The sequence below is a fragment of the Metabacillus sp. SLBN-84 genome, from assembly GCF_053629595.1.
Genome location: NZ_JBRJIP010000001.1, coordinates 1801016 through 1818815, shown reverse-complemented (window position 1 = coordinate 1818815; position 17800 = coordinate 1801016). Strand labels below are relative to the sequence as shown.

General features: G+C 44.6%; 24 protein-coding genes. 9 read left to right on the top strand and 15 right to left on the bottom strand.

Annotated elements, in window-relative coordinates; genetic code table 11:
• Nucleotides 1-97: 97 nt before the first annotated feature.
• Nucleotides 98-601, bottom strand: coding sequence for a PTS sugar transporter subunit IIA (locus RKD52_RS09245; protein WP_454099480.1), 504 nt, complete (start codon nucleotides 599-601; stop codon nucleotides 98-100).
• Between the two features lie 202 nt (nucleotides 602-803).
• On the opposite strand from RKD52_RS09245, the gene RKD52_RS09240 reads away from it, so the two are divergent.
• The 4 genes from RKD52_RS09240 (at nucleotide 804) to RKD52_RS09225 (ending at nucleotide 1810) form a co-directional block, all read left to right on the top strand.
• Nucleotides 804-1208: an Hsp20/alpha crystallin family protein gene (locus RKD52_RS09240; protein WP_454099479.1), complete on the top strand. Its 405-nt coding sequence runs from the start codon at nucleotides 804-806 to the stop codon at nucleotides 1206-1208.
• A 61-nt stretch (nucleotides 1209-1269) separates the two neighbouring features.
• Nucleotides 1270-1425 carry a hypothetical protein gene (locus RKD52_RS09235; protein WP_454099478.1) on the top strand — a complete coding sequence of 52 codons (156 nt, stop codon included), beginning with the start codon at nucleotides 1270-1272 and terminating at the stop codon, nucleotides 1423-1425.
• Nucleotides 1425-1676, top strand: a complete 252-nt coding sequence (locus tag RKD52_RS09230) for a sporulation protein (RefSeq protein WP_454099477.1) — start codon at nucleotides 1425-1427, stop codon at nucleotides 1674-1676. The genes RKD52_RS09235 and RKD52_RS09230 overlap by 1 nt, the downstream gene beginning before the upstream one ends.
• Nucleotides 1676-1810: a hypothetical protein gene (locus tag RKD52_RS09225; RefSeq protein WP_454099476.1), complete on the top strand. Its 135-nt coding sequence runs from the start codon at nucleotides 1676-1678 to the stop codon at nucleotides 1808-1810. Before RKD52_RS09230 ends, RKD52_RS09225 begins: the two co-directional genes overlap by 1 nt.
• A 23-nt stretch (nucleotides 1811-1833) precedes the next feature.
• Here the strand turns inward: RKD52_RS09225 and RKD52_RS09220 are convergent, their stop codons facing one another.
• Together RKD52_RS09220 and RKD52_RS09215 are read right to left on the bottom strand one after the other, a co-directional pair.
• The gene (locus tag RKD52_RS09220; protein ID WP_369733719.1) at nucleotides 1834-2136 is read right to left on the bottom strand and encodes a phage holin family protein; all 303 of its coding nucleotides are present in this window, start codon (nucleotides 2134-2136) and stop codon (nucleotides 1834-1836) included.
• A gap of 34 nt (nucleotides 2137-2170) precedes the next feature.
• A complete protein-coding gene (locus RKD52_RS09215) occupies nucleotides 2171-2620 on the bottom strand; it encodes a YppG family protein (RefSeq protein ID WP_454099475.1) in 450 nt (149 codons plus the stop codon).
• A gap of 172 nt (nucleotides 2621-2792) precedes the next feature.
• Here RKD52_RS09215 and yppF point away from each other — a divergent pair, with 172 nt between their 5' ends.
• Together yppF and RKD52_RS09205 are read left to right on the top strand one after the other, a co-directional pair.
• Nucleotides 2793-2972, top strand: coding sequence for a YppF family protein (gene yppF, locus RKD52_RS09210; RefSeq protein ID WP_029280340.1), 180 nt, complete (start codon nucleotides 2793-2795; stop codon nucleotides 2970-2972).
• A gap of 109 nt (nucleotides 2973-3081) precedes the next feature.
• Nucleotides 3082-3261 carry a hypothetical protein gene (locus RKD52_RS09205; protein WP_454099474.1) on the top strand — a complete coding sequence of 60 codons (180 nt, stop codon included), beginning with the start codon at nucleotides 3082-3084 and terminating at the stop codon, nucleotides 3259-3261.
• 115 nt (nucleotides 3262-3376) lie between these two features.
• Here the strand turns inward: RKD52_RS09205 and RKD52_RS09200 are convergent, their stop codons facing one another.
• On the bottom strand, nucleotides 3377-3748 hold the full coding sequence (locus RKD52_RS09200; protein ID WP_454099473.1) for a DUF1798 family protein: 372 nt from the start codon (nucleotides 3746-3748) through the stop codon (nucleotides 3377-3379).
• A 58-nt stretch (nucleotides 3749-3806) separates the two neighbouring features.
• Nucleotides 3807-4055, bottom strand: a complete 249-nt coding sequence (locus RKD52_RS09195) for a hypothetical protein (RefSeq protein WP_454099472.1) — start codon at nucleotides 4053-4055, stop codon at nucleotides 3807-3809.
• A gap of 193 nt (nucleotides 4056-4248) precedes the next feature.
• Between RKD52_RS09195 and RKD52_RS09190 the strand changes: the two genes are divergently transcribed.
• On the top strand, nucleotides 4249-4353 hold the full coding sequence (locus RKD52_RS09190; protein ID WP_369733723.1) for a spore protein: 105 nt from the start codon (nucleotides 4249-4251) through the stop codon (nucleotides 4351-4353).
• 565 nt (nucleotides 4354-4918) lie between these two features.
• Here the strand turns inward: RKD52_RS09190 and RKD52_RS09185 are convergent.
• Nucleotides 4919-5890, bottom strand: coding sequence for a DUF2515 domain-containing protein (locus tag RKD52_RS09185; protein WP_454099471.1), 972 nt, complete (start codon nucleotides 5888-5890; stop codon nucleotides 4919-4921).
• A 146-nt stretch (nucleotides 5891-6036) separates the two neighbouring features.
• Here RKD52_RS09185 and recU point away from each other — a divergent pair, with 146 nt between their 5' ends.
• Both recU and RKD52_RS09175 read left to right on the top strand, forming a co-directional pair.
• A complete protein-coding gene (gene recU, locus RKD52_RS09180; RefSeq protein WP_454101178.1) occupies nucleotides 6037-6630 on the top strand; it encodes a Holliday junction resolvase RecU in 594 nt (197 codons plus the stop codon).
• A 44-nt stretch (nucleotides 6631-6674) separates the two neighbouring features.
• Complete coding sequence (locus tag RKD52_RS09175; protein ID WP_454099470.1) at nucleotides 6675-9353, top strand: PBP1A family penicillin-binding protein; 2679 nt, start codon at nucleotides 6675-6677, stop codon at nucleotides 9351-9353.
• Nucleotides 9354-9428: 75 nt separating this feature from the next.
• Here the strand turns inward: RKD52_RS09175 and RKD52_RS09170 are convergent, their stop codons facing one another.
• The 9 genes from RKD52_RS09170 to RKD52_RS09130 all read right to left on the bottom strand — a co-directional run bounded on the left by RKD52_RS09170 (nucleotide 9429) and on the right by RKD52_RS09130 (nucleotide 17793).
• Nucleotides 9429-9962: a YpoC family protein gene (locus RKD52_RS09170; protein ID WP_454099469.1), complete on the bottom strand. Its 534-nt coding sequence runs from the start codon at nucleotides 9960-9962 to the stop codon at nucleotides 9429-9431.
• Nucleotides 9955-10617: an endonuclease III gene (gene nth, locus RKD52_RS09165; RefSeq protein WP_454099468.1), complete on the bottom strand. Its 663-nt coding sequence runs from the start codon at nucleotides 10615-10617 to the stop codon at nucleotides 9955-9957. The genes RKD52_RS09170 and nth overlap by 8 nt, the downstream gene beginning before the upstream one ends.
• A 22-nt stretch (nucleotides 10618-10639) precedes the next feature.
• Nucleotides 10640-11344 carry a DnaD domain-containing protein gene (locus RKD52_RS09160; RefSeq protein ID WP_454099467.1) on the bottom strand — a complete coding sequence of 235 codons (705 nt, stop codon included), beginning with the start codon at nucleotides 11342-11344 and terminating at the stop codon, nucleotides 10640-10642.
• Between the two features lie 179 nt (nucleotides 11345-11523).
• Nucleotides 11524-12816 (bottom strand): asparagine--tRNA ligase, encoded by a 1293-nt coding sequence (gene asnS, locus RKD52_RS09155; RefSeq protein WP_454099466.1) that lies wholly within the window; start codon nucleotides 12814-12816, stop codon nucleotides 11524-11526.
• 113 nt (nucleotides 12817-12929) lie between these two features.
• Nucleotides 12930-14117: a pyridoxal phosphate-dependent aminotransferase gene (locus RKD52_RS09150; RefSeq protein WP_454099465.1), complete on the bottom strand. Its 1188-nt coding sequence runs from the start codon at nucleotides 14115-14117 to the stop codon at nucleotides 12930-12932.
• Nucleotides 14118-14131: 14 nt separating this feature from the next.
• On the bottom strand, nucleotides 14132-14623 hold the full coding sequence (locus RKD52_RS09145) for a cell wall elongation regulator TseB-like domain-containing protein (RefSeq protein ID WP_454099464.1): 492 nt from the start codon (nucleotides 14621-14623) through the stop codon (nucleotides 14132-14134).
• A 12-nt stretch (nucleotides 14624-14635) separates the two neighbouring features.
• Nucleotides 14636-14806: a YpmA family protein gene (locus tag RKD52_RS09140; RefSeq protein ID WP_081414144.1), complete on the bottom strand. Its 171-nt coding sequence runs from the start codon at nucleotides 14804-14806 to the stop codon at nucleotides 14636-14638.
• Nucleotides 14807-14987: 181 nt separating this feature from the next.
• On the bottom strand, nucleotides 14988-17300 hold the full coding sequence (dinG, locus tag RKD52_RS09135; protein ID WP_454101177.1) for an ATP-dependent DNA helicase DinG: 2313 nt from the start codon (nucleotides 17298-17300) through the stop codon (nucleotides 14988-14990).
• Nucleotides 17301-17325: 25 nt separating this feature from the next.
• Complete coding sequence (locus RKD52_RS09130) at nucleotides 17326-17793, bottom strand: exonuclease domain-containing protein (RefSeq protein ID WP_454099463.1); 468 nt, start codon at nucleotides 17791-17793, stop codon at nucleotides 17326-17328.
• Nucleotides 17794-17800: the final 7 nt, after the last annotated feature.

Sequence of the window (17800 nt, the reverse complement as noted above, 5' to 3'; positions counted from 1 at the left end):
CACCTCTTTCTCCATTTTAACAGAATAGATGTTCGATTTTAAGTAAAACAGACGACAACATAAAAAAAGCAGGCTCAATGCCTGCTTTGTTCAGTACTTATTTAACCTTAATATCAAATACTTTATCTTTCCCGCCGTTCACCTGACCTGCAGGCGCTTTCTGGACGCTTTCTACAATATCGCCATTTGTGATGATGATTGGAGTGATCGTGCTTGCTGCTTTTTCTTTGATCAGATCAAGATCAAACGAAATCAGTTTATCACCCGGCTTGACGCTGTCTCCTTCTTTGACAAACGCTTCAAAACCTTCTCCGTTCATCGCCACTGTTTCAAGGCCGATGTGAAGAAGAATTTCCATTCCCGTCTGGCTTCTGATGCCAATCGCATGTTTTGTGTGGAAGAGCTGAATGATCTCTCCCTCAACAGGTGACACCAGGATGCCTTCTGAAGGTTCGATCGCCATTCCGTCGCCCATCATTTTCTGGGAGAAAACAGGATCCGGAACTTCTTCCAATTGCAAAAGCTTTCCTGTTAATGGTGCATATACCGTTTCTTCTGTCTGTTTTTCCGTTTTTTTACTGCCGAATAGTTTTTTAAGCATGGCTATTGCTCCTTTTCTGCATTGAATTCTACTTTAGAAATACCCCTGTCTCCCTGAAATTAAACGCTTCTCACTTCACCCGTCCCTTTATAATTATCATCATTTAACCATAAAACGCCTGAATCAAGCAACCAATTTACAGCGCCATGCATATTTTAGCCTAAAAGCAGTCACTATCCTCATTCAAAAGGAGACACGGCAGATGAGTGAAAAAAAGCACAACCCATTATATGAACTTGCGGAGCAGTTCTTCGGAGACAGTTCATTCAAACAGAACGTACTGGAGTTTGAGAAAGTATTTCAGGAGCAGATGAATACGGCTTATATGAAAATATCCTCATGGGAAAAGGATAACCGCTATTTTGTAAAAGCCGAGCTTCCCGGCATGAAAAAAGAGCAGATCACAATTGAATTTCATGACCTGTGCCTGACCCTGACCGTCAGCCACAAGGAAGAATTAAATCTCAGTCATATAAATGGATCTGCTTATTCGCAGACGAGGAAACAAGTGACAAAAACCATTCTATTGCCTAAGGCGCCGACGATGGATGAAGTGGATGCCTCTTTTCATAACGGATGCCTGCTCATATCCTTTCCGCTCAGCTGACCAGATTTTAACACCATAAAATCCCCCCTGCTTATGAAAACTACTAACAGGAGGTGCTTTTATGAAGCAACATGAAAAAAGAATCAGCGCAGAGCCATCCGGGTCTCCGATGCTTGTCATAAAAACAAATCTGGATGAAGGTGCTGCCGCGGAAAATCCATACGCATCCGGCAGTGATCCAAGAAAAGTGAAAGAATTCTTTGAGGATCCGTCCTGATGGAACAGTCACTGTTTTTTTTAAGAGAGGCCCTTTCCAATTATCTGGAGGAGCATGAAATAAGCAGGCACATTTATTTCAAGCTCTCCAGGGAATCATTTACAGACGAAAAGCAATTCATCAGAATGCTTTCTGAAAAAGAGCAGATGTTCTTAAATAAAATGCTCCCGTATGAAATAAAGCATGCGATGGGTGAGCAGGACTATGTCAGGATGAATCAGCTGAATGACGTTTATGAGGAACTGCTGTAATGAGAAAAGATACCGGACTTCAATCATTCAGCACTACGAATGCAGAGGAAGTTAAAAAACTTAATGCCGCTTCAGGCTTGTCCTATTCTGAAGTTAAAAAGAGGCTGGCAGAAAGACTAAATGAAAAGAAGTGAACAGCAGGCAAAGACGCATAAGGTTATGCGTCTTTGTTTTCGCCGTCCCCATTTCGTTCGAGAACAGATTGTTTATACGCCTGATGAGTGGTGATGGCCGCTCCTGCCGCGATAAATCCGTTGGCAATGCTGCTGACTGAAAAACCCAGTGTGAAAATACTTGCGATAATGCCAGCTCCGAGCAGGATCCAAACAATCATCCAGTCCTGCACATTAGGAGTCCGTTTTAAAGCATACCCTAAAATCATGAGGGCCGGAACGACAATCACGAGCTGGGGATGAACATTAATCTGATCAAACAGACCTGAGAGCGCTGCAGTAACCATGCTTATCCACCTCGTTTATCAGCTTTCATGCAGCCTAAACTTTAAACATTGATGTGACCCCTTTTACAAGAGAACTCATCTGATTAACAGCTCCCATCATCTGCCCTGCCGTATCCATTACTTTGTTGAAATCCATCTGTCCATCCGGCTTTTTAAACTGGGACATCACTGTAGAAATGCCTCCCTGCTGATTTTTAGCTGCAGGTACCGGTTTTGGGTATGGATTTGCATACATTGCCTGCGGCATCATGTTCTGCTGGGGCTGCTGCATCATAAACCCCTGTGTCTGATAGCCGTATGACGGCATCTGGGACTGCTGATAGAAGGCTTGATTTTGCTGCACTTGCTGATAGGTATGCTGACTTTGAGGCAAATATGCAGGATTTTCATATGGTGTATAGCCCTCATATGGATAGTAATAGCTGATTCTCTCTTCTTTTTTTCTTCTGCGGTTTTTAAACGAACTCATTTCTTGAGAATACATAACAGAACTCCTTTCAGCATAATGGGCTATTTCATACATATGCAGAAGAAAAGGCTGCTGTGCGTGTCTAAAAGAAATTGTCAACTCTTGTCGGAAGTTTAAATTATTTGAAAAATCGAGATAAAAATTTCCCGTGATACCATTAAGGCAAGGGAATGGGAGGAGATACACGATGAATCTGCAGAGCATACAATCCGCTTTTTTAGAAACAAAGAAGTATGAACCGACCAGCATCAGCGAATTAATGAATTTTATCAAAACGCTTTATATCAAGGGTGAGATGACCATCAGCGAATACAGGACTGCTGTCATGTACCTTGAAGCGTCAGAATTAGAAAAGATAAGCAATTGATGATTGAGAGGGGACACCCTCTCTTTTTATTGTGTTATTTTCCATACATAGCAGCACCCCACCTGAAACATATTAAGAAGGATTCACCATTTCGATTATGGAGGTCATTATGATGGGAAGAGGCAATCATTTCAACCATAAGAAAAAAGGACAGGATTTAACACTGTCAAAAAAGGGACAGCCTGCCGCTGCTAAACATTCTAAAGATGTTGAATATGCAATTGAACCTGTCGCAAGCGAAGGAGACCGCGCTGTAACGTTTCAGGAAGCGCGTGAAATAGACGAATAAACGTCATGAAGGGTGTCCGGAATATTCCGGACACCCTTTTTACCCGAGAAAAATTCTGCCATGATCCTGTCTGTGTATCTGCAGCCTGAGGTCTTAAGGCAAAATAAAAAGCCCCTCATTGTAAGGAGCTGTGTGCCTCCAGGCGGTCCATAACAGATTCAATTGTATAGTCAATGGACTGTTTCATGTTCTTAAATCGGATGGCTTTGGAATCTTTGTAAAACGACTGAAGCACAAGCTGCTCAAAATTTTCTTCAGCTGAATCAATTTGAGCCGGAAACAAATATTTTGGTTTTGCTTCATCTCTCCATGCAAGCACGTCTCTTTTCCACTCGCTCATTACTTTCATCGCATCCTCAAAAGCAGGCTTTACTTCGTGAAAAAAATCAACGTCCTCTTTCTTTTTACTGTCATTCTCAAAACGGCGGACACATTCGTCCGTTATATATAGAAGCTTTTCGGAATTTTCAAGAATTGTCGTTTTCATGCTGTAACCCCTCTCTGGGGTATCTTACCAGACATAAGCATGAAAAGCCAGATTCCTGCTAATAACTGAGCCGGTAGCTTGGTTTTACCCGGGATGTGGGATCTTCCCTGCTTTCTTCTCCATTTGCCTGCAAAACCGTTTCTTCCGTCTTCACTGAAATGCTCTTTATGCTGCGCTGAAGATCTTCTTCGCTCTGCAAAATGGTTTCCGATACTCTCTTTTGTATGGCAAGTTCTAATTTCGTCATCTCTTCATCGAGTTCCATTAAAAGTCTTTCCACAACCATTTTCGGCACGAGGTGTTCCATCCTAACTCCTCCTTTCAATCTACTCGTATTATTCGCGGGCCAAAACGCTCCTCCCTTCATGGATGACAAAACTAGTTCACTTTCGGCAAAGAAAGAAGAAATGATTGGATATTACTGTTTTTTCGACATCTCCCCGCGACAAGCTGCATGAAATCGATTCCCATGCAAACACTACACTCAGGAGGTGTCTAACATGGCAAAAGAAAACAAAAAGAACACACAAAAAGAGCAGCAGCAAGCCCCGTCAAAAAATGACCTCGACAAAAAGCTTGGTGGGCCAAACAGGCCTTCTACGTAAATCGAAATGCGGAGCCGACTGGTCAGGCCTGACAGGCAGATAAGAAATCACCCGGAAAGTCCGGTCTTGACTTTTTGGGTGATTTTGTTCTGACGGAAGGACTAGGAGGCGGAGCTGGACAATGCGAAAAGCGGAATCGCCTTGCTCAGCTCCGAAGGACAGAAAAGGATCCGACGGAAAAAGCCGGGTTTGCTTTTTGCGGCGGAGCCGTTCTGTCCGAGGAGTTAGGCGATGGAGCTAGACAATGCGAAATGCGGAGCCGACTGGTCAGGCCTGACAGGCAGATAAGAAATCACCCGGAAAGTCCGGTCTTGACTTTTTGGGTGATTTTGTTCTGACGGAAGGACTAGGAGGCGGAGCTGGACAATGCGAAAAGCGGAATCGCCTTGGTCAGCTCCGAAGGTCAGAAAAGGATGCGACGGAAAAAGCCGGGTTTGCTTTTTGCGGCGGAGCTGTTCTGTCCGAGGAGTTAGGCGATGGAGCTAGACAATGCGAAAAGCGGAGCCGACTGTTCGGTCCTGCAAAATGTATGAAATCAAAAATCCCCTTTGCATAGGGGATTTTTTTATGTCTTCTTTCTCTTCGCCTTTACATACTCATTAGCCAGGGCCAGAGCGTGCAGCTGATTCTCCTTTTTTACAAGCCAGTCTGTCAGATCGATCGTTTGAGGCTCCGGTATCGGTCTGTACCACCTGGCAAGCTGCTGGCCATGAAACCATTTTCGTTTCTTTTCGTCTAATTGATGGGAAACGAAAGGAAAGGCCGTTCTTAAATACGGGGTCATCCGCTGCCTGCTCATCGGCTCATAATCTGCTCTTGAGCCGGTATGGATCGTCCTGACTGCGAAAGTCAAAAACTCACCGTAATAATCAGGATGAAAAAGAAGCCATGCAAGTGAACGTCCGAGCCGGATTCTGCTTTTCAGCTTTCTGAAATCATGTACGGAGAATCCGTAAAGTCTGCCGCCCTCTCCGGGAAAAATGACCGTGCTGAAGTGAAACAGATCCTGAAAAAGAAAAAACGGTGTTCCGAATACTTTTCGTTTAAAGACAGGTCCCTCTATAACGGGTTTCTGGATAAGATGCTGTTCATTTATGATGAGAGAAGTGAGCAGCCGCTCCCTGTCCCCTCTTTCCCAAAACAAGTTCCATTCTTTTTTCATAAAGGCAGAAACATAAAACACATCAAGAAGGTGGAACAGGGGTTTCCCTGCTGTTTTTGACCATTCATAAATCATCAGCTGCGGATACGCATCCGAAAAAATCAGCCAGTTGGCATCCTCATAGGTTAGAAAGAGGGCTTTACTTGTTTTCTCGTCCAATAATTTTTGAAACCAAACGCCCTTCAAATCCGTCATACAGTAGCCTGCATTCCGCGAGACCATGCTTGCAAGAAAGGACCATCTGATTTCGGGGTGACGGAGAAAAAAGTCCTGATAGCTTTGTGTGCGCGAAATGTTGTCGTAATTTTTTTTGCGCACCGTATTCTTTATAAGTGCTATAATATTCTTTTCATCTATATGGCTGCCGCCTGTCATCAGCATTCGCCTCCCTATTTTAAGCTTGCCCAGGGAATCCGGAACTACGCGCGGCGGCTGTTAACAAAATCGAAACTTTTTCACCATGTCTTTTTTCATTTTTTTGATATGATAGGTAGTAGTTTTACCTGAGGAGGGAAGAAATGATTTTTCGTTATCCTAACGGAAAAACGTACAATCCTGGTGCTGTTCCGGCTAAAAAGCGTGAGGCTAAGGAATCCTACAGTAATAGAGGGATGACTCTTGAAGAGGATTTGAATGAAACCAATCAGTTCTATTTAAACAGAGCGATTGCCGTCATTCATAAAAAGCCGACTCCTGTGCAGATTGTAAATGTTGATTTTCCGAAAAGGAGCGCAGCGGTTATCCGTGAGGCCTATTTTAAACAATCCTCTACAACAGACTATAACGGGGTCTATAAAGGAAAGTACATTGATTTTGAAGCGAAGGAAACACAGAGCGATACGTCTTTTCCGCTGAAGAATTTCCATGAGCATCAGATCCGCCATATGAAAATGGTCATTGACCATGGAGGCATTTCGTTTGTGATTCTGTCTGCCTTCGGAAGTGTGTACTTGATGGAAGCAGCCGTTCTATTTGCCTTTTGGGAAAGAAGAGAAAACGGAGGCAGAAAGTCCATCTCAAAAAAAGAAATTGAAGCATCGTCCCACTTGATACCGCTTGGCTATCAGCCCAGAATTGATTATATTAAGATATTAGAAAAGCTTTATTTCCATTAATTCGCCGCAGTGCGGATCTTGTAATGAAAGGTTGGAAAAACGCAATGTCAGATCAATACAAAAGCCGCGAGGAGCGCCGCAGGGCCCTTGCGCAAACAAGTAAAACAAGCAAAAGCAAATCGAAAAAACCGTACAAACCCGGCGGCGGGTCCTTATGGAAACGCATCCTGTTTATCCTGATATCGATCGGACTGATCGGCATGATTGCAGGCGGCGTAACGTTTGCGGTTATCGCAGCAGGAGCCCCGAAGCTTGATGAGAAGAAACTGAAGGATTCCTACTCATCCACCATTTACGATAAAGAAGGCAATGAAATTACGGAAGTAGGCGCTCAAAAGCGAACCTATATTTCCTACAATGACATTCCTAAAGTACTTGAAGAAGCTGTTCTTGCAACGGAGGACGCCCGCTTTTATGAACACAGCGGCGTAGATGTTATCCGCCTTGGCGGTGCAGTCGTGGCCAACGTTACACAGGGATTCGGTTCCCAGGGCGGAAGCACGATCACCCAGCAGGTTATTAAAAACTCTTTCTTCACTCATGAAAAAACGATTACCCGCAAGGTTCAGGAGCTATGGCTTGCTTTTCAGCTTGAGCAAAAGTACTCAAAGCATGAAATTCTTGAGATGTATTTAAATAAAATTTACTATCATCCTCAATATTACGGAGTCGGGAAAGCCGCTGAAGGCTTTTACGGCAAAGAACTGAAAGACCTTGAGCTTCACGAGGCAGCCATGCTTGCCGGGATCCCTCAGAGCCCGACAAACTTTGACCCGAGAAAAAATCCCGAGTCAGCTGAAAAAAGACGAAACATCGTCCTGAATATGATGGTGAAACAAGGCTTTATTACAGAGCAGGAAGCAGAAGAAGCGAAAAAAGTTCCTGTTCAGTCTACCGTTGTTCCTGAAAAAGAAAAATCAAATCCATACAGTGCGTATGTCGAGCAGGTCATTGAAGAAGTGAAAGAAAAAACGGATATCGATGTAAGCTCGGCAGGTGCGAAAATCTATACGACAATCGATACAGATGCACAAAAATACGTAGAAGATCTTCTTAATGGAAATGATGTCGGCTTCCCTGATGACAACTTCCAGGCAGGCATCACGCTCATTGATACAGAGTCCGGCGAAATCCGCGCAATCGGCGGCGGACGCAACCAGAATGTCGGAGACTTCAACTACGCAATTGATACGAGAAGACAGCCGGGTTCGACTATTAAACCTGTCCTGGATTACGGTCCGGCCATTGAATATCTGAAGTGGTCCACATATGAACAAATTAAGGATGAACCATATACCTATTCAAACGGCGTCAAAATCAATAACTTTGACCGCAGCTACAAAGGACAGATGTCCATCCGCGACGCCCTGGCACAATCGCGTAACATCCCAGCTCTGAAAGCTATGCAGGAAGTCGGAATTGACAAAGCCCGTGACTTTGCCGCAGGACTTGGCATTCCGCTTGAAGAAGAAATCCCGGAAGCATACTCTATTGGAGGATTTGACACGGGAGTATCCCCTCTTCATATGGCCGGAGCATTTGCAGCGTTCGGCAATAACGGCATTTACACAGAGCCTCATGCCGTAACAAAAGTTGTCTTAAGCGACGGAACAGAATTTGATCTTTCTCCTGAAGCTGAAGCTGCAATGAGTGATTACACCGCTTATATGACAACAAGCATGATGATTTCTGTTGTTGAAGAAGGAACAGGTACAGCAGCAAGAGTTCCCGGCGTTACAGTTGCAGGAAAAACAGGAACGACAAACTTCTCTGAAGAGGATAAAGAAAGATACAACGTTCCATCCGGCGGTGCGAAAGACAGCTGGTTTGTCGGCTACACTCCAGAATACGCTGCTGCAGTATGGACCGGTTATTCAAAAAATGATGAAAAAATGCATCTGAATAAAACGGATCAGCAAATTGCGAAGAAACTTTTTAAAGAAGTGATCTCAGAAGTATCAAGCGGAAACGGCAAAGATTTCAAAAAACCGAACTCAGTTGTAAAAGTTACAGTTGAAAACGGCTCTAACCCGCCGAAGCTTGCAAGTGACTATACTCCTGACAGCAGGAAAATCAGTGAATACTTTGTAAAAGGCACAGAGCCGACAAAGGTTTCCGAGCAGTATAAGCGTCTTGCTAAACCATCAGGATTTAAAGTGGAATATGATCAGACAGCCAATCAGATTGTACTGAGCTGGGATTACAAAGAGGAGCTGAAAGACTCTGTTACCTTTGAGATCAGCCAGTCCGTTGACGGAGGTCCTGCCCAGGTGATCAATCAGACGAAAGACACCGGCATGGCCATCCCTAACCCGGTTCCTGGATCAACGTATAAATTCCAGATTGCAGCGGTCAGCGATGACGACGGTTCTAACCGAAGCGACTCTGCCGCAGCAGCAATACAAATTCCTGAAGCAGTCATAGAGGAGCCTGCAGAACCGGAAGAGCCTGAAGAAGAGCCAGATGAAGGTGAACAGCCTCCTGAGGAAGAATTCCCTGGCGGTGAACTTCCGGGTGAAGGTGAGCCTGGTGAAGGCGAGCAGCCTCCTGGCGAAGGGGAACAGCCTCCTGGTGAAGGCGGACCTGGAGATGGTGAAACACCTCCTGGTGAAGGCGAAACACCTCAGGAGCCCGCTGAACCTCTGATCCCGCTTCCGCCTGGCAACGGGAACGGAAATGGCAATAATGGAAACAATGGAAATAATGATGATGATGATGATTGATAAGAAAAGCACAAGCGTCTGTTAAACAGTAGACCTGCACATGCAGGTCTACCTAAAACAAAAAACGCAGGAAAATCATTCCGATTTTCCTGCGTTTTTTTGTTTGTATTTTTTTAGTGTCATTATTTTTGAAAACTGCTTTTCGCACTCCTGAAAGAGCTGATCAAGCTGAACAAAAGAATGATACTGTTCTGGCCTTATAAGGATATAGTTCAGTCTTTCATGTACATTCATTGGCTGTACGTCAAAAGAATTCCAGTCTGTGTTCCTGAGATCTAAATGCCCGACCGGTTTGCCGCTGCTCCAGTAAAGACAGCAAATGAATAGGGAGACCCCGTCAATCATGTCTTTCCTTGAGGCTTTTTTCTGACTGGAACGGAAGCCGGATGCAATTACTTCCTTAAGTGCATCCCACCTTTTCATAATGGCGGAAACCGATTGATCTGCATGCACCCAGGGTCTCCACAGCACCTGCTCTCCTGCTTTCAGGCAGATGTCATAGTAAAAGGGATTAATGGCCAGCACATGTTCCAATTCACTATGAAAAGCTTCTTCAAAAGGACCGAACGGCTCATGGAGAAAATCCCGGGGCACACTGCCGCTATACATTTCTGACCGTCCCTTTTTTGATGCGCTTCTGCCCTTCCCTGCACATATGTAAAAGCGGACATTCTGAGCATTTTGGCGCCTGGGCCCTGCAGTGATATCTGCCGAAAAAGATCAGTCTGTGGTGGGTCAGAGACCATTCTTCCTCAGGCACTTTCCGCATCAGGGTTTTTTCAACTTCCAGAACAGAATCTTTCCACCTGCAGATCGCAAGCCTTTTGCTCACCCTTTCCACATGAGTATCAACAGCGATGGCAGGTATGCCAAAAGCTACGGAAACGACTACATTTGCCGTCTTCCTCCCTACACCGGGAAGCTTGGTCAGTTCATCACGGTCTTCAGGAACTTTTCCGCCATACTCATTGATAAGCAGCGTGCACAATTTTTGAATGTTTTTAGCTTTATTTCTGTAAAGTCCGATGGACCGGATGTCATTTTGCAGTTCTTCAATGGGAACTGCAAGATAATCTTCCGGTGTCTTATATTTTTCAAACAGGCTCTTCGTCACTTTGTTTACAAGGACATCTGTACACTGGGCAGAAAGAGCAACTGCTATGACAAGCTCAAATGGATTGCTGTGATTTAATTCGCAGTGGGCGTCCGGAAACATGTCTCCGATCGTATCCAGTGCTTCTCTGATTTGTTTCTTGTTCAGCATAACATCACCTGTTCATTTTCATTTAACTTTCCAGCCAGTTGTAAAAAGGCACTTTCCGTTTGTACTCTTCTTCAGACTCCGGCTGTTTTTGCGGCTGCACTTGATGCTGCCTGAACCGTTTCCCGTAGCTTCTTGCCTGTTCAATCGTTCTGATGCCGTTCTTTTTCCATTCAAAAAGAATCCTGTCAATATATCTGAAGTTCAGTTTGCCCGAAATCACCGCTTCTTTAAGGGCTGCTTTAATAATAACGGGATCATGATAATCCTGATCCATCCAAATAGACAGCGTTTCGACTTCAAATGGAGACAGGGGCCTTCCAAATTCACGTTCAAATACAGGATACAGGTTTATATTTTCCTGTTCCTGCTTTTCCTCAGATTGAACCTCCTCTTTTTTCAGCAAATCATCATACAATTTGCCCCAAAGCGGTTTTAGGGAATAACGTTCATATTTTATGGAAGCCTGCTCATATTCTTCAATATCAATAAACCCTCTCTGCAGCAGACTTCTTAAAAGAGACGTGCAGGCAGATGTCTGGATGGTCATGGAATTTGATAATTCGTCCGGTGTAGGAAACTGATTTCCGTTTTGAAGATGCAGATTTACCTGCAGAAGCAAAACCAGCTCCTCTTCTTTGAGGCCTAACCGGAAGTAATTGGATATAAGCGCTGAAGGCACAGTCAAATAGCCCTGTTCCTGCATGGCTGTAAATTGTTCTTTATTCATCACGGGTCACCTCACCTCACTTAGTATAACACGGCCGGTCTGTAAAACGGCGATGGTCTTTTAAACCAATTTCCAGACAGGACCGGAAGGAAAGAGCAGCTGCAAAGCGCCGGATTCAATACTGGCAGGAAAACAAAACATGAGCCTCTATAGAGACTCATGTTCGCCCGTTTTGCTGATTAAGGATAAAGTCTGTTTAACAGACGAGGGAACGGAATTGTTTCACGTACATGCTCAACGCCGCTGATCCATGCTACTGTTCGCTCAAGCCCAAGCCCGAAGCCTGAATGCGGCACTGATCCGAATTCACGGAGCTGCAGGTACCACTGATACGCTTCTGGTGAAAGATCATGTTCTTCAATACGCTGTTTCAGCAGATCATGATCATGAATACGCTGTGATCCTCCGATGATTTCACCGTATCCTTCAGGTGCAATCAGGTCTGCACAAAGGACAACGTCGGCGCGGTCCGGAGCAGGCTGCATGTAGAACGGTTTAATGCCTGTCGGGTAATGTGTAATAAATACCGGCTTATCAAAGCTTTCAGCAATGGCAGTTTCATGCGGCGCGCCGAAATCATCACCCCACTTGATATCGTCAAAGCCTTTTTCGTTCAGGAATTTGATCGCATCATCGTATGAAATGCGCGGGAACGGTGCTTTAATTTGCTGAAGCTTTTCTGTATCGCGCCCAAGAACCGTCAGTTCAAGACTGCAGTTTTCAAGGACACTCTGAACAACGTATGACACGTAGTTTTCCTGAACCACAAGGTTGTCTTCAAAATCATAGAATGCCATCTCTGGCTCAATCATCCAGAATTCAATCAGGTGGCGTCTTGTTTTTGATTTTTCTGCACGGAATGTCGGGCCGAAAGAGAACACTTTTCCAAGAGCCATTGCAGCTGCTTCCATATACAGCTGGCCGCTTTGTGAAAGGTAGGCATCTTCATCAAAGTATTTTGTTGCAAACAGCTCTGATGTACCCTCGGGCGCGCTTCCTGTAAGGATTGGAGGATCTACTTTTGTAAATCCTTCTTTGTTGAAAAATTCATAAGTTGCACGGATAATTTCGTTTCTGATTTTCATCACAGCATGCTGGCGTTTTGATCTCAGCCATAAATGACGGTGGTCCATCAGGAACTCAGTGCCGTGTTCTTTAGGTGTGATCGGATAATTAACAGATTCATGAATGACTTCAATGCCTGTTACCCCAAGCTCATAACCGAACGGTGAGCGCTCGTCCACCCGCACAACTCCGGTTACAAAGATAGATGATTCCTGTGTAATTGATTTGGCTGTCTGGAACACAGCCTCGTCCACTTCTGCCTTTACGACAACGCCCTGAATGAAACCAGTTCCGTCACGCAGCTGCAGAAAAGCGATTTTGCCGCTAGAACGCTTATTGGCGATCCATGCGCCGATTGTTACTTCTTTATCTACAAATTTGCTTACTTCTTTAATCGTTGTTTTCACGTTATGTCCCTCCAAAAAAACCGCAGATCAAAATATATGTACATGCTTCCTATTATACCTTATGGCATCTCCAAACAAAAGAGCGGACCGTCAATTGACGGCCCATCTGCCCATTAGTTTGAACTGTTTTCTTTTACAAACCGTTCGATTCTCTCAAGTGCCGCTTCAATGACGTCAAGAGAAGTCGCATAAGAAAGTCTCACATTGTCCGGGGATCCGAAACCTGACCCTGGAACAATGGCAACTTTTTCTTTTTCAAGCAGCGCTTCTACAAATTCATCCACTGATGCAAAGCCTGTCATTTCAGCTGCCTGCCTTGCATTCGGGAATAAATAGAATGCACCTTGAGGCTTCAGGCATGATATACCCGGAATGGCAACGAGCTTATCATAGATAATGTTCAGCCTCTCTTCAAACGCCTTCCGCATTTCCTCAACAGGCTCCTGTGATCCCGCGTATGCAGCAATCGAGGCATATTGAGCAATGGAAGTCGGGTTAGAAGTGCTGTGGCTCGCAAGATTCGTCATCGCTTTGATGATCTGTTCATTGCCTGCTGCATACCCGATTCTCCATCCTGTCATCGAATGCGATTTGGAAACACCGTTGATGATGATTGTCTGATTTTTCAGCTCTTCTGACAATTCAGCGATGGAAACATGCTTATGAGTTCCATAAATGAGTTTTTCATAAATCTCATCGGAAACAATCAGAACATCATGCTCCAGGCAAATTTGTCCAAGCGCTTCCAGTTCTTCCTTCGTATAGAGCATCCCCGTCGGATTGCTCGGAGAGTTAATGATGACAGCTTTTGTCTTCTCGGTAATCGCTTCTTTCAGCTGTTCAGGAGTTAATTTAAATTGGTTCTCTTCAGATGCCTCTACATAAACCGGCACTCCGTCGGCAAGTTTAACCTGCTCAGGGTAGCTGACCCAGTATGGTGCAGGGATGATGACTTCATCACCTTCATTTAAAAGAACCTGAAACAGGGTGTACAGAGCATGCTTTGCGCCGCTGCACACAATCACTTCTCCCGGTTTATAGGCAATTCCCTGGTCACGTTCAAACTTGCTGATGATTTCTTTTTTCAGCTCGGCCAGGCCGCCTGCAGGTGTATACTTTGTCTGGCCGGCATTCATTGCGTTTACGGCAGCGTCCATTATGTGCTGCGGCGTATTAAAATCAGGCTCGCCTGCACCGAGGCCAATCACGTCATGTCCTGCAGCTTTAAGTTCTTTTGCTTTTGCAGTAATGGCCAAAGTGGTTGATGGTGTTAATGCAGATACTCTGTCAGCTAGTTTCATGACTAATAGTCCCCCTATTTCCTGATGGCAATATGCTTTCTGATTTCTCCGTCTGTAAATTGCACAAGATCATATGTATACCTGTTCTGATCATCAATATACTTTACTTCCCAGACAGGAACGTTTCGCTCCATGCCAAGCTGCACGCTAATCAGCTTTTGCGGGTTTTGTTCCGATCTGACAGCTTCAAGTGCTTCCTTTTCTGAAATGCCGTCTGACACAAGCTTCAGTACAGGCTTTTTCTTTTTGTCTGAAGGAACAAATACATACACGGGCTTTCCGCTCTCATCAGATCCTGTAATGACGATGTATTGTTCCAGGCCGTTAAAGGTTTCAGCACTCTCTGCCTTTTTCAGCTCCGTTTCTTGTTCGGCTCTCTGAATGGCTTCTGCATGGCCATCCTTCTTCTGAGCCATAGCCGTGTTGTAGACATTCATAAATACAGCCGCGGCAATAAGCAGCAAAATTCCTGCAGAAATGGATGCAATCGCTATTTTTCTCCCCATTGTTTCAAATCCTTACGTTCTGTATATCGTGAAAACAGCTTTATTTTTGTCTTCCTGATCAAGAGCGAGCCCAAACATCAGATTTTCTCTTTTCAGCGTCCGGTTCAGCCCGTCGACAATTTTATAGAGATCATCCGAATGCTCCACGGTTACAGTAGACAGAATTTCAATCTTGCTTTCCATGGTCTATACCTCCAGTGCAAAAACAAAAATTGTAACTTATATCACAGCCGCAAACGGCCACAATAAAAGTACAGACAACGACATGTTGTTTTATGTACCCATTATAACAGCATCATGATCATTTAGTGAAAATAAATTTTCTCCTACCCACACCATTGCCTGTGCGCTCACACAGGCTTTTTTACGTTCTGCTGTTTTTCCAGTCCGCCATTTTTCTGTGCAGACGGTTCATCGGCTCAACAGCGACTTCAATCTCAGGCAGAGAATCAATGAAATGCCTGCCGTACTTGGCTTCAATAATTCTTTTGTCAAAAACAAACAGAAGGCCTTTGTCGTTTTCTGTCCGGATCAGGCGTCCAAATCCCTGCTTAAACTTCAGGACCGCTTCCGGAAGCGAATAATGATAAAAGGCATTCTTTCCTTCTTTCGTCAGCTGCTCGCATTTGGCTGCTGTTCTCGGATCATCAGGCGGAGAAAACGGCAGCCTGACAATCACAAGCGTTGTCAGCTCATCGCCCGGAAAGTCCATTCCTTCCCAAAACGTGCTGGTTCCGAGAAGAATGGCCTTTTCAAACTGACGGAAGTTTTTAGTCAGCTTCGTGATGCTGCCGCCGCCCTGCCCCATGATGACAAAATCATCCAGGCTCTGATCATTTTTAAGCAGCTGCTGCGTTTTTTTAAGCATATCATAGGCATTGAATAAGATAAGGAGCTTTCCTGACGCCGCTTTGGCTATTTCAGAAACCCTGCCGGCGATTGCTTCCGTATACTCATCAAGCGTAACATGCTGGACAGAAGGGAAATCTGTTGGAATCATCAGCATTGCCTGCTTCTTATAATCAAAAGGTGAGTCAATTTTGTGGACAGAAGGATAGAAATCACTCAGCCCAAGCTCAGAAATCATATAATCAAACGTACCGTTTACAGTGAGAGTGGCTGATGTAAGAACAGCGCTTTTCATACTCGCAAAAAATCCGTCAGCCAGCTGATCAGACACAGAAACAGGCTGTGAATACACACTTACTGCATTTCTCGCTCCCCTTGATTCAATCTCAATCCACTTCACTTCTCCCGGGCTGTCCTTAAAGAAGAGGGAATCCAGGCTGTTATATGCTGCCTTAAACCGGTCAATCACTTCCCAGTATTCATAAAGATCGAACGATTCTTCTTTTTCTTCCAGTTTGCTGAAAACATTCTTCTGTTTATTCATAATGGACATCACATCATGCAGCTGAAATTTCACTCTGGCAGCAAGCTCTAAAATGGCCAGCCACTTTCTGCTTTTTTTCTCATCATGCCTGAAGCGGCAGGAGATCCTGTTTGATGAAGAGTCCTTTTCATTCTGCAGCACATAGCTGTGAAGGGTTGTAAACAGGAGCTGATTGTCTTCTGTAAGCTGCTTTAGAATCGTGTCGATTTCAAGAAATGGTTCACTCCATTTCTTTTTGTTAGAAAGCTGCTGCGTTTTGCGGAGCAGACCGTCAGTGTATAGGTTGCCCAGCTGATTTGTCAGGGATTGGAGAGTCAGGTAATGAATTCTTTTCCCTAAATGCTCACTTGCTGTCCGCTCAAAATGATGCGCCTCATCAATGACGACTTCCTCGATGCCTTCAAGCATGTCTGAAGAAGAAGAAACAGCTGAGAGCAAAAGCGAATGATTCGTCATGATCACATCAGCCTGATTTGCCCGCTTATAGGCTCTTGTATAGAAACAGCGTTCCTTCCAAGGATTGGAGGGAGAACCCGACAGCTTAGGATCGTAGTGGAGCCTTTGCCATAGGAGTTTCCCGCCTGAAGGCAGGTTCAGTTCATCCACATCGCCTGTTTCCGTCTCGGTCAGCCAAATAAGCAGCTGCGCTTTCGTCAAAAGATTATCATAATTCATATCTTCTTCATGGAGGTACTTTTCAAATTTCCTTAAGCAAAGGTAATGAGATTTCCCTTTAAGAACAGCCATCGAAAACGGCAGCCCGGCTGCCTGTTTTAAAAGCGGATATTCTTTTTCCATCACCTGCTGCTGAAGGGCTGTCGTATATGTGCTGATTAGCACCCTCTTCTTTTCAGTCATAGCATAATAGACAGCGGGAACAAGATAGCCCAGTGTTTTCCCCGTCCCTGTCCCTGCTTCGATCAGACTGTGCTGATGGCTTGAAAATGACTTATAAATCGTTTTCATCATGTTTACCTGTTCACTGCGCTTTTCATATTGCACAAAGTGGGCTGCGACAGAGCCATTTTCATTCATAAGCTTCTCTGCAAACGCATTGAAAGGAAGTTTTTCAGTCCCGGACTGATCCGGATTCTGCTCGATATCGGCCATTTTTCTGACAGCAACGGACCGGTAAACCTCGATATCCCCCGCCTCTTTCAGCCTCAGCTCACTCATTGTTTGAAGCTCCTCAAGCATTTCCTCTGCATCGCTGATAAAAGATGCTGATAATCTTTTGAGGGAATGAAGAGTAACAGACGGCAAGCTTGAAAGCCTGGAAAGAATATGTATAAGCAGTTCTCCCGTTACTTCAGCATCGCTGTCCGCCCCTGTGCGGATTCATGTGCTGGATCCCAAGGTCTCGGCACAGCTCGGAAAGCTTGTAGCTGTCAGCACTCGGAAAAACAATCCGGGAAAGCTCAACTGTATCTAAAATCGGCCCTGTAAACATTTGGATTCCGCACCGGTTCAATTCCTCCTGAATGAAAGAAAGATCAAAATGAACATTATGTGCAACAAAATAAGCATCGTTCAAAAGCGATGACACTTTATCTGCAATCTCTTTAAATGCAGGGGCATGTTCCACCATTTCTGTCGTAATGCCTGTCAGCTGTTCAATAAAAGAGGGAATCTTTTTCTTCGGATTCACAAAGCTTGAGAAGCGGTCAATGATCTTTCCTTCTTCAATGACAACGGCAGCAAGCTGTATAATCCGGTCTCCCTTTTTCGGAGAATTACCTGTTGTTTCCACGTCAACTACAACAAATCTTTGTTTCATCTTTGCT

Coding starts and splice junctions, on each gene's coding strand:
- RKD52_RS09215 (WP_454099475.1), bottom strand. CDS start 2,620: ATGTATTCTCAAGAAATGAGTTCGTTTAAAAACCGCAGAAGAAAAAAA.
- RKD52_RS09245 (WP_454099480.1), bottom strand. CDS start 601: ATGCTTAAAAAACTATTCGGCAGTAAAAAAACGGAAAAACAGACAGAA.
- RKD52_RS09220 (WP_369733719.1), bottom strand. CDS start 2,136: ATGGTTACTGCAGCGCTCTCAGGTCTGTTTGATCAGATTAATGTTCAT.
- RKD52_RS09190 (WP_369733723.1), top strand. CDS start 4,249: ATGGCAAAAGAAAACAAAAAGAACACACAAAAAGAGCAGCAGCAAGCC.
- RKD52_RS09205 (WP_454099474.1), top strand. CDS start 3,082: ATGATGGGAAGAGGCAATCATTTCAACCATAAGAAAAAAGGACAGGAT.
- RKD52_RS09130 (WP_454099463.1), bottom strand. CDS start 17,793: ATGAAACAAAGATTTGTTGTAGTTGACGTGGAAACAACAGGTAATTCT.
- RKD52_RS09185 (WP_454099471.1), bottom strand. CDS start 5,890: ATGACAGGCGGCAGCCATATAGATGAAAAGAATATTATAGCACTTATA.
- RKD52_RS09175 (WP_454099470.1), top strand. CDS start 6,675: ATGTCAGATCAATACAAAAGCCGCGAGGAGCGCCGCAGGGCCCTTGCG.
- RKD52_RS09160 (WP_454099467.1), bottom strand. CDS start 11,344: ATGAATAAAGAACAATTTACAGCCATGCAGGAACAGGGCTATTTGACT.
- RKD52_RS09230 (WP_454099477.1), top strand. CDS start 1,425: ATGGAACAGTCACTGTTTTTTTTAAGAGAGGCCCTTTCCAATTATCTG.
- nth (WP_454099468.1), bottom strand. CDS start 10,617: ATGCTGAACAAGAAACAAATCAGAGAAGCACTGGATACGATCGGAGAC.
- RKD52_RS09150 (WP_454099465.1), bottom strand. CDS start 14,117: ATGAAACTAGCTGACAGAGTATCTGCATTAACACCATCAACCACTTTG.
- RKD52_RS09140 (WP_081414144.1), bottom strand. CDS start 14,806: ATGGAAAGCAAGATTGAAATTCTGTCTACTGTAACCGTGGAGCATTCG.
- RKD52_RS09170 (WP_454099469.1), bottom strand. CDS start 9,962: ATGTATAGCGGCAGTGTGCCCCGGGATTTTCTCCATGAGCCGTTCGGT.
- RKD52_RS09235 (WP_454099478.1), top strand. CDS start 1,270: ATGAAGCAACATGAAAAAAGAATCAGCGCAGAGCCATCCGGGTCTCCG.
- RKD52_RS09225 (WP_454099476.1), top strand. CDS start 1,676: ATGAGAAAAGATACCGGACTTCAATCATTCAGCACTACGAATGCAGAG.
- RKD52_RS09195 (WP_454099472.1), bottom strand. CDS start 4,055: ATGGAACACCTCGTGCCGAAAATGGTTGTGGAAAGACTTTTAATGGAA.
- RKD52_RS09145 (WP_454099464.1), bottom strand. CDS start 14,623: ATGGGGAGAAAAATAGCGATTGCATCCATTTCTGCAGGAATTTTGCTG.
- yppF (WP_029280340.1), top strand. CDS start 2,793: ATGAATCTGCAGAGCATACAATCCGCTTTTTTAGAAACAAAGAAGTAT.
- RKD52_RS09240 (WP_454099479.1), top strand. CDS start 804: ATGAGTGAAAAAAAGCACAACCCATTATATGAACTTGCGGAGCAGTTC.
- RKD52_RS09200 (WP_454099473.1), bottom strand. CDS start 3,748: ATGAAAACGACAATTCTTGAAAATTCCGAAAAGCTTCTATATATAACG.